This window comes from Jannaschia rubra (assembly GCF_001403735.1).
Lineage (GTDB): Bacteria > Pseudomonadota > Alphaproteobacteria > Rhodobacterales > Rhodobacteraceae > Jannaschia > Jannaschia rubra.
The window spans coordinates 16,816-30,137 of sequence record NZ_CXPG01000026.1; the positions used below are offsets into that span (position 1 = coordinate 16,816).

A 13,322-nucleotide genomic window follows, 5' to 3' on the forward strand; every position below is an offset into this window, starting at 1 on the left:
CCGGGCGGGATCGGGGTTCGAGACGGGCAGCGCCGATCCAAACCGGATCGGGACGAACGGCTTGATATTGTATATTGTAATCAATGGCTTGCGGGCTACCTCTCCCCGACCTACTCCGCCCGCAACAGCCGCTCGATCTCGTCCATCACCGTCCGGACCAGCGTCGTGTCCACCACCTTGCCGCCGAAGCGCAGGACATGGCCCCGGCTGTCCACCTCGTGGGTGATCGACATGCCGTTCGCCAGGTCGATCCGGCCGGGGCGCGGCGCGCGGCCGGTCTGGGTCTCGCGGGGGCGGTTTCGCTGCGAAACCGGGCGTTCGCGCTCCGCCTCCAGCGCGTCGAGCGCCTCCTCCATCACCGACCATTCCTCCGCCGGATCGGTCCCCGCGCCGGTGCCGAGCGCCTGCCGCAGCCAGGCCCCCTGCCCCGCCTTCAGCGCCCCGGCCAGCCGTAGCCCCTGCCGCTCGCTCAGCGCGCCGGGCCAAGACAGAAGGTCGCCCAGCTCCTCATGGATCAGCGCGAAGGACCGCACCTTCGACCGCTTGGCCTTGGACGCCGCCGCGAACAGCCGGTCGACCGCGGTGGCAAGGTCGGGAAACACCCCGTCCTGCACCGCCATCGCCGCCGTCCGCCCCCGCTCATAGCTCGACACGTCCGAGCGGATCTCGTTCTCCTCCACCATCGCCGCCAATGCGTCCGCGGCCTCCGGTGCGGGGCGGACGAAGGCGCGGATCGTGCCCTCCGGCCCCGCCACCTCGCGCATCGCGGTCAGGCGGCGGAAGCCCGAGATCAGGTCGAACCCCCCCTCGCGCCGCTCCGACACCTCGATCGGCAGCCGCAGCCCGCTGGACCGGAGAGAGGCACGCAGCTCCTCCATCGCCTCCGCGTCCAGCGTCAGGCGGTCGCGTGGCATGGCGTCGGTATGGACCTCGGCCATGGGCAGGGCCCGCACCTCCCACCCCTCGGCCCGGGCGCGGCGCAGCGCCTCTGCATCGGTGCGGTCACGCGCCTGCTCGGCCTGGGCCGCCTCGTCCAGCGGCGACACCCGCGCGGCGGTTTCGGCCGCCACCTGGGCGATGGGCGGCAGCGAGGGTTTCGCTGCGAAACCGGCGTCGCTCTCGGCGTCCAGCCGGGCCAGCTCCTCGGCGCTCGGCGCCTCGATCCGTCTGCGTCGGGCCATCACTCGGCTCCCTTCATCTGCGCGTCCCGCCACCAGCAGGCGATCAGCAGTTCCTTGAAATCGGCATAGGTCCGGTCGAAGGTCTCGCGCCCACGCAGGTAGGTGTCGCGGTTGAAGTCGCGCGGATCGGCCTCGTAGATGCCCGACACCCGCTCCCCCGCCTGACCCACCAGCGCCGTGAACTCCTGCCGGTGGGGGGCCATCATGTCGCCGAAATAGGCCTGGATCACGTTGGCCAGATCGGCCTGCTGGCTCGCGTCATAGCGGGTCAGGACGGTGCGGACGGCGTCCCATTCGAAGCGCTGCTCCGGCAGGCCAGCGGCGCGGCGCTGGCCGTTGTCGCCCTCCTCGATCGAGGCGAAGGTGGAGTGGAGCATGTCGAAGAAGCGGCCGGTGGAGTCGAACTCGAGGAACGACGCGCCCAGCGGCACCAGCAGGATGTCGGCGGCCGAAAGCGCGTTGATGGTGAGGTAGCCGAGCGCCGGGGGCGTATCGAGGACGACGATATCGTAGGCGTCGAGCAGCCCCTCGGCCTCCAGCACGTTGGGCAGGGCGTCCCAGAGCGGCCAGTCGCCCACGGTCATGCGCCAGACGGGGATCTGGAACTCGGCCCAGTAGAGGTTGAGCTGCGCGCCGATGAGGTCGATGTTGGGCCAGTGGGTCTTCTGGACGATCCCCTCGGCACGGGCCTCCTGCGCGGCGGTCAGGGTCTCGTCGAGGGGGATCGCGGGCTGGCCCTCGGCCGCGCGGATGCGGTTGCGGCGGGCGACGTGGGAGGCGTAGTCGCGGGCGAGGAGGGGGAAGATCGTGGACCATTCGTCGGGCACGGTGCCCCCCAGGATCGAGGTCATGGAGCCCTGGCTGTCGAGGTCGATCACCAGCACGCGGTAGCCGTCGAGGGCGGCGGCCATGGCCAGATGCGCGGCGGTGGAGGTCTTGCCCACGCCGCCCTTGAAGTTGGCCACCGCCACCACCTTGGCCGGCAGCCCCTCGGGGCGGTAGGGTTTGTATTCCTTGGCGCGGGAGCCTTCGCTGTCGAAATGGTTTCGCAGCGAAACCACCTCCTCCAGCGTGAACCAGCGGGTGCCGCCCTGGCCTTCGCCCTGCGGCAGGACGGGGTTGGCCTTGAGGACGCGGCGGAAATGGGCGGGGGCCACGGGGATGAGGTAGCGGCAGATCTCCCACGTCGAAAAGGTCCGCAGGCGCTTGCGGCCGTCGGGGGCATAGCCGCGGCGGGCCAGATCCTCGCGCCCGTGGGCGGCGCGGGCGGCGGCTCGGGCGAAGCGGGCGGTATCGGCGGGGGGGCCCAGACGCTCCGCCGCCTTTTCCGGGTCGAGGTGGAAGTAGGGCGGGGGCGGGAGGTCGGTCTTGCGGTTCATGGCCTGCCTGTCGGTTGTTGCGCGATGTCATGCGTTCGACCGCATGTTTCCCCGAATGTCGCATATCCGCCGTTCGATGGGAATCGGCACGGCGGGATTCGGCGCCAGAGAACCTTTGAACAGACCGCGAAGGCAACACAAAGGTTGAGATTCTTTAGGTCCTTTGGAGTCTTTGGGCCGAGAAGTGGCTGATGGAACAATGCCTTACGGGGAACCCGGCACCCGGATACGGGGCAGGGGGCACCGGGATGCGGGACGATGGGAACCCGATTCCGGGAGGGAGAGGACCGCGATACGGGGCAGGGGGCACCCGGATACGGGGGCGATTCGGCGAGAACGGGCCGAACAAGGGTCTTTGCAAGGGAAAATCGAGCCCGGCAGGGCAGCGTACGGTGGAAAAGAGATTTCGCAACACGGCGCGCGGGGGCGGCATCCTGCAAACGGGTTCCCTTGGGGCCAGGGCGGGGCAGGGGGCGAAGGGCACCCGCCGGCGCTTGGCGCGAGGGTGCCGTTGTGACAGGATGGGACAGGGGATGGACGCAAGGCCGGGGGGATCGCGGATGGCGCGCAGGACGCTGCGGGAGGATATCCCGCCCGAGGTGATGACCGGGCCGCTGCGCCGCGATTCGGTCCGCAAGAACGTGGCGGCGATCCATGTGTCGGGCAAGCTCACGCTGTTGCAGCGCAAGCTGTCGAACGTGCTGCTGCTCAACGCCTATGACCACCTGACGACGCGGACGTCGCACCGGATCGACGCGCGCACGCTGTGTGTCATGGCGGGCTACAACTCCAACGACACCGCGACGCTGAAGGACGCGCTGCGGAGCCTCGCGGAGACGGTGGCGGAATGGGACATGCTGGATGCGGCGGGGCGGCAGGAATGGGGGGTTTCGGCGCTGCTGTCCTATGCCTCGCTGAAAGACGGGGTCTGCGAATACGCCTATTCGCCCGCGCTGGCCGAAAAGCTGCACGATCCCAAGGTCTTCGCCCTGATCAACATGAACATCCAGCGGCGGTTCCAGTCGGGTCATGCGCTGGCGCTTTATGAAAATTGCTACCGCTTTCACCGGGTGGGCAGCACGGGATGGTGGCCCATGGCGCTGTTCCGGCGGCTGATGGGGGTGGCCGACAGTGCCTATTACGAGAGTTTCAAGCATCTGAACGCCAAGGTCATCAAGCCTGCCGTGGCCGAGGTGAACGCCACCTCGAACATCCGCGTGGCCCCCGAGACGCGCAAGGTGGGGCGCCAGATCGCCGAGATCCGGTTCCTGATCGAGGAGAATCCGCAGCTGTCGATGCTCGATCTCGACGACGGGGACGGGGTGCGGTCGGGCGAGGTCTACGGACGGCTGCGCGCGCTCGGCGTGGCGGACCGGCTGGCGCGGCAGTGGATCGCGGAGCATGGCGAGGAGGCCGTGGCGCGGCGCATCGCCGAGGTGGAGGGGCGGAGCGGCGTCCGCAGCCCGGCGCGATACCTGTCGGCGGCGATGCGGGACGGCTGGACGGAGGCGGAGACGCCGGCGCCCGACCCGGAGGCCGCGCGCCGCGTGGCGGAAGCCGCCGTCGAGGCGGAGGCGCGGACGCGCGCGCTGGCCGCGCGGGAGGCGGCGGTGGAGGCCGAGCGGCAGGGCAGGGCGGCGCGGCTGGGTCGGGTGCTGGCCGCCGTCGACGCCCGGAGCCCGGTGCAGCGGGACGCGGCGTGGAAGCTGTTCCTCGACCGGCTGGAGGGCGACCTGGAGCGGGAGGATTTCCGGCGCTACGGCTGGCGGTCGGGGATCAACGCGCGCGCCGTCTTCGCCTTCTGGGAGGAGCTGGAGCCGGAGGTGTTCGAGGGTCTTGGGGATGCGGCCTGACGCGCGCTTGCCGTTTGGCGCAAAATGGTGTAGTTTGTGCCAAATGGCATAGAGGAGCATCCCATGCTGCAACCCATCCCGATGACCCCGGCGGCACCCGCCCGGCCCGACCTCACGCCCGGGGAATCGGCGGCGGCGGCGCGCGCGGTGGTCAACCTGTTCCGTCTCTGGGGGCTGGACGATGCGGAGGCGCGGGCCTGCCTGGGCGGCCTGCCGGCGCGGACCTGGGCGCGGTGGAAAACCGGCGCCACGGGGCGGATCGACCGCGACCTGGCGACGCGGCTGTCGCTGTTCCTGGGTATCCACAAGGCTCTGCGCGGCCTGTTCGGGACGGATTCGGAGCGGGTCTACGGCTGGATGCGGCGGCCCAACGCGGCCTTCGGGGGGCGGAGCGCGCTGGCCATGGTGACGGAGGGGCAGATGCTCGACCTCTACCGCCTGCGCCACTACCTCGACGCGGAGCGGGCGGGGTGACGGAGGCGGTGCCGCGCCGGGTGACATGGGCGCGCACGCACCGGATCGTCCGCACCCTGCATCCGCCCATCGACCTGTTCGAGGACATCGCCGACCCGGTGGACTGGGAGGCGCTGGCCTCGGCCGCGGGCAAGACCGACCCCGCGGCGATGCAGGCGGCGGGGCGGCTGGACCTGGTGCCGGCCGCGCGCCGCGTGGGCGGGCCGGGGGCCAGTCACCTGATGGCGCCTTTCGTGCATTGCTCGCCCGACCGGCCGGGGCGGTTCTCGGACGGCAGCTACGGCGTCTATTACGCGGGCGACGCGACCGAGGTGGCGCTGCGCGAGGTGGCCCATCATCACGGCGTCTTCCTGCGCGCGACGGCGGAGGCGCCGGGCTGGACGGGCCAGTTCCGGGAGCTTCTGGGGTCGGTCGACGCCGTGCTGCACGACGTGGGCCCCGCGCCGGGGGTGCTGGACCCGGTGGATTACGCGGCGGCGCAGGCGCTGGCCGCGCGGCTGAGGGCAGGGGGGTCGGACGGGGTGGTCTATCCCAGCGTGCGCGCGCCGGGGGGGATGTGCATCGCGGTCTTCTGGCCCGACGTCCTGCCGGTGCCGGTGCAGGGCGATCCGTTCGAGTTCCATTTCGACGGGGCGGCGGTGGACCGGGTCCGCAACCGGCGGACGGCGGAGATCTGGGCGGTCTGAGGGCGCGCGACCGCGGGCCGGAGGGTTTCGCGCGGACGGGCGGGAACTTTCGGCGGCCGGGAGGCCTTCACCCCCAAGGATGCCTGCGACCGGCCGTCCGCCATCCGCATCAGCCCACGATCCGAAGCCCACGATCCGAGGAAACCCCCATGACCGACAAGAAGCGCAGCCAGCAGACCGACCCCGAGCACCGCTTTTCCGAGCGCGGCGCGGGGGGCGAGTACCACCAGCATGCCGAGGACGGGGCGGAGCGCCTGACCACGGCGCAGGGGGTCACGATCTCGGACAACCAGAACAGCCTGAAGCCGGGCGCGTCGGGGCCGACGTTGCTGGAGGATTTCGTCCTGCGCGAGAAGATCTTCCACTTCGACCACGAACGGATCCCCGAGCGCGTCGTCCACGCCCGCGGCTTCGGCGCGCACGGGACGTTCGAGTGCAAGAAGGACCTGAGCGCCATCACCCGCGCGGCCCCCTTCCAGAAGGTGGGCAAGAAGACGGAGCTGTTCGCCCGGTTCTCGACCGTCGCGGGCAACAAGGGGTCGTTCGACATTCCGCGCGACGTGCGCGGCTTCGCGGTCAAGTTCTACACCGACGAGGGCAACTGGGACCTCGTGGGCAACAACATGCCGGTGTTCTTCATCCAGGACGCGATCAAGTTCCCCGACCTCATCCACGCGGTGAAGCCGGAACCCGATACCGGCTTTCCGCAGGCGCAATCGGCGCATGACAACTTCTGGGACTTCATCTCGCTCACGCCGGAATCCATGCACACGATCATGTGGCTGATGTCGGACCGGGCGATCCCGCGGTCGTTCTCGACCATGGAGGGGTTCGGCGTCCACACCTACCGCTTCGTGAACGCGGACGGGAAATCCACCTACGTCAAGTTCTTCTGGAAGCCCCACGCCGGGCTGCAATCGGTGGTCTGGAACGAGGCGATGAAGACCAACGGCGCCGATCCCGACCGCCATCGCCGCATCACCTGGGAGGAGATCACCGAGGGGCCGCAGCCGGCCTGGGACCTGGCGGTGCAGACCTTCGACCAGGAGTTTGCCGACAGCTTCGAGTTCGACGTCCTCGACGCCACCAAGATCATCCCCGAGGAGCGGCTGAAGCCCGAGATCGTGGGCACGATGACGCTGGACCGCCCGGTCGACAACTTCTTCGCGGAGACCGAGCAGGTGGCGTTCTGCACGCAGAACGTCGTGCCGGGGATCGACTTCACCGACGATCCGCTGCTGCAGGGGCGCAACTTCTCGTACCTCGACACGCAGATCAAGCGTCTGGGCAGCCCCAATTTCACCAAGATCCCGGTGAACGCGCCGCGCGGCTGCCCGGTGCACAACTACCAGCAGGACGGGCACATGCAGACCGACCAGCCGATCCGCGGCCGCGTCAACTATGAGCCGAACGGCTGGGGCGAGGGCCCGCGGGAGCATCCGCTGGAGGGCTACACGAGCTTCCGCCAGGAGGTGCACGGCGAGAAGGCCCGCCTGCGCCCCGAGAGCTTCAACGACCACTACAGCCAGGCGCGCCTGTTCTACATCAGCCAGACGGAGGTGGAGCAGGGCCATCTGCGCGACGCCTTCGTCTTCGAGCTGTCGAAATGCGAGATGGAGGCGATCCGCATCCGCATCGTCTCGCACCTGCGCAACGTCGACGAGGAGCTGGCCGCCGCCGTGGCCGAGCGTCTGGGGATCGAGACGCTTCCGAAGCCGGCCCCCGCCGCGCAGCCGACGCGGATGGACCTCGACGCGTCGCCCGCCCTCAGCATCGTGATGAACGGGCCGGGCAGCTTCAAGGGCCGCACGATCGGGGTGCTCGCCTCCGACGGCGCGGATGCGGACCTGCTTCGGGGCCTGATGGACGCGGCCCGCGCCGAGGGCGCGAAGGTCAAGTTCGTGGCCCCGCGGATCGGCGGGTTCACCGACAGCAAGGGCGAGAAGCACCCGGCCGACGAGAAGGTCGACGGCGGCCCCTCCGTCCTGTTCGACGCGGTGGCCATCGTTCCGGGCGAGGAGAGCGTGGCGGCGCTGGCCGCGATGCCGCCGGCGCGCGATTTCCTGACCGACGCCTTCGTGCACGCGAAGTTCATCGCACTCGCCCCGGCCGCCGGCCCGCTGGTGGAGGCCACGGGCCTGTCGGGCAAGCTCGACGACGGCTGCTTCGACTTCGCCGAACCGGGCGTGGCCGAGACCTTCGTGTCGCGCTGCGCCGAATTGCGCTTCTGGAAGCGCGAAGGCTGAGCGCTCGCGGCCTGCCCGTCCGTCCGGCGCGATGCCGGGCGGATCGCCCGGCGGGCGTCAGGCGGAGGCCACGACCGTGTCCATCAGGCGCTGCAGATCCCCGAAATAGCCCCGCGACCGCGCGGGGCGCAGTGGGTCGGAGGTGATGGCGATGGAGAGATCCATGTCGGGCACGACGGCCAGCACCTGCCCGCCGTAGCCGCGCCCGTAGGCGGCCCGCCGCCCGGCGATCCGGGTCAGGAACCAGCCGTATCCGTAGCCGTCCCCGGTGTACCGCGACCGGCCGCGCGATTGCCACGACGTCTCGATCCAGGACGCGGGCACGACCTGCGCGCCGTCCCATTTCCCCCGGTTCAGGACCATCTCGCCCACGCGGGCGAGGGCGCGGGGCGTCAGCGCCATCTGGTTGCCCCCCATGTAGCGCCCCTGGGGGTCGCGCTGCCAGGGCGGGATGTCGATGCCGAGCGGCCGGCCCAGCCAGTCGCGCGCGAGGTCGAGCAGGTCGCGCCCCGTCGCCCGGGCGAGCACCGCGCCCAGAACGTGCCAGCCACCGGTCGAATAGATGTACCGCCCGCCCGGTTCGGCCACCAGGTCGCGGGTCAGGGCGTAGTCGACCCAGTCCGGGCTGGCCACCCAGGCGCCGTAACCGCCGCCCGAGGTGCTGGCGAGGCCCGCGCGCATCGACAGCAGGTGCCCCACGGTGATGTCGTCGCGCGCGTCGCCCGCGGGCGCCCGCCCGAGGGCCGGCAGGACGGGCGTGTCCGTCCCCGCCAGCGCGCCGCGGTCGATGGCGATGCCCGTCAGCAGCGCCACGAGGGTCTTCGACACCGACTTGACGTTCGCCGGCACGTCGAGGGCCGGGCCGCGAAAGGCGCGTTCGAACAGGGTATCCCCGCCGCGCCGGATGACGATGGCGTGGAGCTGGTCGAGGCCGGCGGCCAGCGCCTCGGGGTCGGGGGCCTGCGCGCGCGCGGTGCCCGCCGGGATCATCGGCGCCGCCAGCGCGGCGAGCCCGATGGCCAGCGTGCCCCGCCGGGTGGCGCGCGGGGGGCCGGGGCGGGGGTCGTGATCGGTGCGCATGTCTCGAATCCTCTGCCGCGGTGCCCCGGTCCCCGGTGGGTCGGGGGCGGGCGTTCGGGGAGGCTACGCGGCGGACCGGGCCGGAGATACCGGGAGCCACGAACTTGTGAAGCGCCGTGGGGCGGGGCGGGGCAGGGGGATGCCCCGCGAAGTCCCGCGTTGTCAGAACCCCGAACCCATGCGACCCTGCGCCCGGAGCACATGGGAGGACACGTCGTGTCGAAAACATCGGGACAGCATCTTCGCCGCGGCCTGCTGGCGGCAACGACCCTGAGCGTCACCCTTCTGGGCGGCATCCAGGCGGGGCAGGCGCAGGATTACCCCCATGCGGACGAACCCATCGGAACGGTCGAACAGATCTACGACGGGCACCTGACGCCGGATCTTGCGGTCAATACCTTCCGCAACATCGACCGCCTGTTTCCCGTCCGCACCATCGAGGCGGGCGACACGCCGCGGCCCCTGCCGGAGGCGCCGCAGGACCTCGAATCCCGCGTGACGATGGAGGCGGACGGCGAGACCTACGACCTTTACGACTTCCTCGCGCTCGACAACGTCGCGGGCATGATCGTGCTGAAGGACGGCGCGGTGGTCTACGAGACCTATCAGCGCGGCAACACGCCCGAGACGCGCTGGATGTCCATGTCGGTCGCCAAGTCGATCACCTCGACGCTGGTGGGGGTGGCGGTCCGGAACGGCGACATCGGCAGCACCGACGACATGGTGGTGGACTACGTGCCCGCCCTGGCCGGCACCGCCTATGACGGGGTCAGCATCCACGACGTGCTGCTGATGGCCTCGGGCGTGCAGTGGAACGAGACCTATACCGACCCCGCGTCGGATCGCCGCGACCTGCTGCGCGCGCAGATCGCGCAGGAACCGGGCGCGGCGATGGCGGTGATGGGCGCGCTGCCGCGGGCGGCGGAGCCGGGAACGGTCCACAACTATTCGACCGGCGAGACGCAGGTTTTGGGCGAGGTGGTCCAAGGCGCCGTCGGCGGACCGCTCGCCGATTACCTGTCCGAGCAGATCTGGAAGCCCTACGGGATGGAGGCGGACGCGAACTGGTGGCTCGATTCGCCCGACGGCGTGGAGATCGGCGGCAGCGGCATCTCGGCCACGCTGCGCGATTTCGCCCGCTTCGGGCAGTTCTTCCTGGATGGCGGCGTGATCGACGGAACGTCGATCCTTCCCGACGGCTGGACCGAGGAGGCCGGCAAGCCGCAGGCCCTCAAGGACGGCACGGTCATCGACTACGGGCTGATGTGGTGGCCCGGCTGGACCGGGGAGTCGATCGCCGACGGCGCCTATCTGGCCATCGGGATCGAGGGGCAGAACATCTACATCAACCCCGCCCGGAACGTCGTCATCGCGACCCACATGGCCCAGCCCAAACCCGTGGGCAAGGAACCCATAGACCCGCTCGCGTTCTTCGACGCGGTGGTCGCCGCCCTGGAATAGGGCGGCCGGTCACCGCCCGGTCGGCGCTTCGGCCTTCGTGCCCGCGCCGGTCTTCTTCGCCCGCGTCACCCAGGTCCGCACGGGCACGGGGCGCGACCACGTGAAGCCCGGAACGTTGTAGACGTCCCACGCGAGGGGTTTCTGAACATAACCGAGCTTCAGGCACAATCGCCACGACGGCACGTTGCGCGAGGAGATGGTGGTTATCGCGGTCGAAATGCCCTGCTTTCGGAAGTGTTCGTACATCTTCCGAAGAAGATAGAGCGACACGGACGACCCCCGGCTGGACGGCACGACGAAGCCCGCGAAATGGAAGAAATGCCGCGGCGGGACGGTGACGGTGTTCTTCCACAGGTGACGGTCGTAGAAATCCTCGGTCGTGCCGAAGACATAGGCGAGGACCTTGCCGTCCTTCGTCGCGTAGAACGCCGTTATCCCCCGCGAGACATATTCCCGAAAATAGCCGGCCCGTTTCGGAAACGCGTCGATCAGGGGGCCGAGGTCATCCACGGATGTGGCGATGTGGGCCACCCTGTCGCCCGCGGCCAGGGGCCTGAGGTTGTCCCCGCCGTCGAGCGGCTTTTCGAAGTAGAGGACGTGATCGACGTCGTAGACGTGATCGCGGAACGCCTTCCTCAGTCGCGATGCAAATGATCTCTTGGAAGGTCCGGCCATGTTCGACGATGCTCGCATATACTGCTTTGCCCACGCGTCAACTATGCCTTACGGAGCGGGTTGCATGCAATCGTACAAGGAACCCCCGTGAAGGTCCTGTTTTACGAGGATTCGTCCGATCCCCACCTTCTGCAGGCCGATGCGGTCGTGCGGACATGGCCCTCGGCCTCCATCGCGCAGGCCCCGGTCTGGCCCGCCCTCGCCGCGCCGTCGCGCCTGCAATCCTATCGTTTCTTCGTCTGCACCGACGCTGCCGGAGAGGTGCTGTCGAGCGGCTGCATCCGCCTGGCCCACCTCTATCCGGGGCGGTTCGCCGCGGCGTTCCGCCGGGGGCCCTGCACCAGGACGCCCGAGGATCTGGCGCGGGTGATGCCGGCGCTCGAGGAGGCGCTGCGCCGCATGGGCGCCGTGTCCGTCGCGGTCAATCCGCACTGGGAGGACGCCGCGGCCGAGACCTGCGAAAAGGTGCTGGCGGGCTGCGGCTATGCCCGCGTTCCGCCCCACGAGCAGACCCTGCCGACCGCCACGGCGCTGATCGACGTCACCCCGTCCGAGGCGGACCTGCTCGCCGGGTTCTCGCAGCGCCGGCGCCGCGACCTGCGCGCCTCGGGCGACAAGGCGGTGGAGGTGCGCCCCGTGGCGACGCGGGCCGAGGCCGAGGACCTGAGCGCCATCATGCGCGAGATGGCCGCGACCACGGGCATGGAGATCGACCGCCAGCACGACTTCGCCGCGCATTTCGACGTGATCGCGGCGCGGCCCGACCTGGGCCGGATCAACGCGGCCTTCACCGGCGGCACCCTTCTGGGCGGCTCGGTCACCTACCGCGAGGGGCGGCGCGCCTATGCGCTTCTGGTGGCCACGTCGCCGGCGATGCGGGGCGGCGGGCGCAGCACGGCGCTTTACTGGCAGAACATCCTCGACGCGAAGCGGCTCGGGTGCAGCGAGCTGGACCTCGTCGGCTATCCCGACCCGCGCCTGGCCGAGGCCGGTCAGGCGGTCGGCCGGCAGGAGTTCAAGGAGAGCTTCCGCCCCCGGATCGCCACCCTGCCCCCGATCATGTCCAGGACGCTGCGCCCGCTGGAGGCCCGGATCCATCGCCGGTTGCGGCAACTTTACCGCCAGTCGCCCCTGCGCGCGCGGCTCAAGGCCATCCTGCACCGCTCAGGCTGAGAGGCCCAGAACCTTCGCGAACGCACGGTCGTGGGCCGCGACGGCGGTGCCCACGGTGAAATCGCCCGCCACCTCGTGCCCGGCCAGCGCATGGGCCCGGCGCAGGTCGGGGTCGCCTGACACCTCGACCAGGGCCGCACCGAAGGCCTCGGGCGTGTGGGTGCGCACCAGCCGCCCCGCCGTCCCGCCGCGCAGCAGGACCTCCGGCCCCACGGGGCAATCGACGCTGACCACCGGCACGCCGGCGGCCATGGCCTCGACGATGGCATTGCCGAACCCTTCGCGGCGCGACGTGCATAGAAACAGGTCCGCGCCCCGCATGCGGCCCGGAACGTCGGCCGCAAAGCCCGGCAGGCTGACCGCGCCGCCCAGCCCGAGGGAGCCGATCAGCGCGGCCAGGCGCGGGCGTTCCGGCCCCTCCCCCAGGATTTCGAGCGTCGTGTCCGGCGCCGCGCGGTGCAGGACGGCGAAAGCCTCGATCATCAGGTCGAAGCGCTTGACCTCGGCCAGGCGCCCGACGCTGATGAGGCGGGTCGCCCGCGGGGCCGTCGGGCGCGGCGGCAGGACGGCATCGACGACCGGGTTGGGCAGGCAGAGGAACGGCGGGCAGCGATCGCCCAGCAGCTCGTGCAGCTCCTCCCCGATCCGGGGCAGCGGGGCGGCGGCGAGGCTTGCGCGGGGATAGGCCGCGCGGATCGCGGCCAGGCGCAGGCCGCGCCATTTCGCCTCGGCCAGGTTGCCGGCCAGCGGGGTATGCTCGCTGACGATGGCGCGGGTTCCCGTCAGGCTCGCGGCGGCGCAGGCATAGATGTTCGTCGCCGTCGTCGCCGAATAGACCAGCCGCACCCGGTGACGTTTCAGAAGCAGCGCAAGCTCCGCCACGCAGAGCGGCGCGCGGCGGTTGCGAAGGGCCAGGACGTCGACGCCGTCCAGCAGGTCGAGGAACTCCCCCTCCCGCCGCTGAAGGATCACCATCGGGTCGAACAGGGCGCGCCGAAGGCCGCGGATCAGCGTGGTGCAGACCCGTTCGACGCCGCCGTGGCGAAGATGCGGCAGGAAGAACGCGATCCGGGCGGGGGCGGTCGGGGGGGTCGGATCGCGGCCGGTCATGGTG

At 70.6% G+C, this 13,322-nt stretch carries 11 protein-coding genes; 6 read left to right on the forward strand and 5 right to left on the reverse strand.

Annotated features, from left to right (window positions below):
- Window positions 1-110 precede the first annotated feature (110 nt).
- Together JAN5088_RS17615 and JAN5088_RS17620 are read right to left on the reverse strand one after the other, a co-directional pair.
- On the reverse strand, window positions 111-1,181 hold the full coding sequence (locus JAN5088_RS17615; RefSeq protein ID WP_055684160.1) for a ParB/RepB/Spo0J family partition protein: 1,071 nt from the start codon (window positions 1,179-1,181) through the stop codon (window positions 111-113).
- A complete protein-coding gene (locus JAN5088_RS17620; RefSeq protein ID WP_055684161.1) occupies window positions 1,181-2,560 on the reverse strand; it encodes an AAA family ATPase in 1,380 nt (459 codons plus the stop codon). The genes JAN5088_RS17615 and JAN5088_RS17620 overlap by 1 nt, the downstream gene beginning before the upstream one ends.
- Window positions 2,561-3,120: 560 nt before the next feature.
- Between JAN5088_RS17620 and JAN5088_RS17625 the strand changes: the two genes are divergently transcribed.
- The 4 genes from JAN5088_RS17625 (at window position 3,121) to JAN5088_RS17640 (ending at window position 7,819) form a co-directional block, all read left to right on the forward strand.
- Window positions 3,121-4,413: a replication initiation protein gene (locus tag JAN5088_RS17625; RefSeq protein WP_143115007.1), complete on the forward strand. Its 1,293-nt coding sequence runs from the start codon at window positions 3,121-3,123 to the stop codon at window positions 4,411-4,413.
- A 63-nt stretch (window positions 4,414-4,476) separates the two neighbouring features.
- Window positions 4,477-4,887: an MbcA/ParS/Xre antitoxin family protein gene (locus JAN5088_RS17630; RefSeq protein WP_055684163.1), complete on the forward strand. Its 411-nt coding sequence runs from the start codon at window positions 4,477-4,479 to the stop codon at window positions 4,885-4,887.
- On the forward strand, window positions 4,884-5,573 hold the full coding sequence (locus JAN5088_RS17635; RefSeq protein WP_055684164.1) for an RES family NAD+ phosphorylase: 690 nt from the start codon (window positions 4,884-4,886) through the stop codon (window positions 5,571-5,573). Before JAN5088_RS17630 ends, JAN5088_RS17635 begins: the two co-directional genes overlap by 4 nt.
- A 149-nt stretch (window positions 5,574-5,722) precedes the next feature.
- Window positions 5,723-7,819: a catalase gene (locus tag JAN5088_RS17640; protein ID WP_055684165.1), complete on the forward strand. Its 2,097-nt coding sequence runs from the start codon at window positions 5,723-5,725 to the stop codon at window positions 7,817-7,819.
- Between the two features lie 57 nt (window positions 7,820-7,876).
- Here the strand turns inward: JAN5088_RS17640 and JAN5088_RS17645 are convergent, their stop codons facing one another.
- Complete coding sequence (locus JAN5088_RS17645) at window positions 7,877-8,899, reverse strand: serine hydrolase domain-containing protein (RefSeq protein ID WP_055684166.1); 1,023 nt, start codon at window positions 8,897-8,899, stop codon at window positions 7,877-7,879.
- A 216-nt stretch (window positions 8,900-9,115) separates the two neighbouring features.
- On the opposite strand from JAN5088_RS17645, the gene JAN5088_RS17650 reads away from it, so the two are divergent.
- Entirely contained in the window at window positions 9,116-10,360 is a 1,245-nt protein-coding gene (locus JAN5088_RS17650) for a serine hydrolase domain-containing protein (protein WP_199502184.1), read from the forward strand.
- 9 nt (window positions 10,361-10,369) lie between these two features.
- On the opposite strand, the gene JAN5088_RS17655 is transcribed toward JAN5088_RS17650, so the two are convergent.
- Window positions 10,370-11,035 (reverse strand): GNAT family N-acetyltransferase, encoded by a 666-nt coding sequence (locus JAN5088_RS17655; RefSeq protein WP_055684168.1) that lies wholly within the window; start codon window positions 11,033-11,035, stop codon window positions 10,370-10,372.
- 87 nt (window positions 11,036-11,122) lie between these two features.
- Between JAN5088_RS17655 and JAN5088_RS17660 the strand changes: the two genes are divergently transcribed.
- The gene (locus JAN5088_RS17660) at window positions 11,123-12,208 is read left to right on the forward strand and encodes a lipid II:glycine glycyltransferase FemX (protein WP_055684169.1); all 1,086 of its coding nucleotides are present in this window, start codon (window positions 11,123-11,125) and stop codon (window positions 12,206-12,208) included.
- Here the strand turns inward: JAN5088_RS17660 and JAN5088_RS17665 are convergent.
- The coding region (locus tag JAN5088_RS17665) for a glycosyltransferase (RefSeq protein WP_306455529.1) at window positions 12,200-13,322 on the reverse strand (1,123 nt) is incomplete at its 5' end. The genes JAN5088_RS17660 and JAN5088_RS17665 overlap by 9 nt on opposite strands.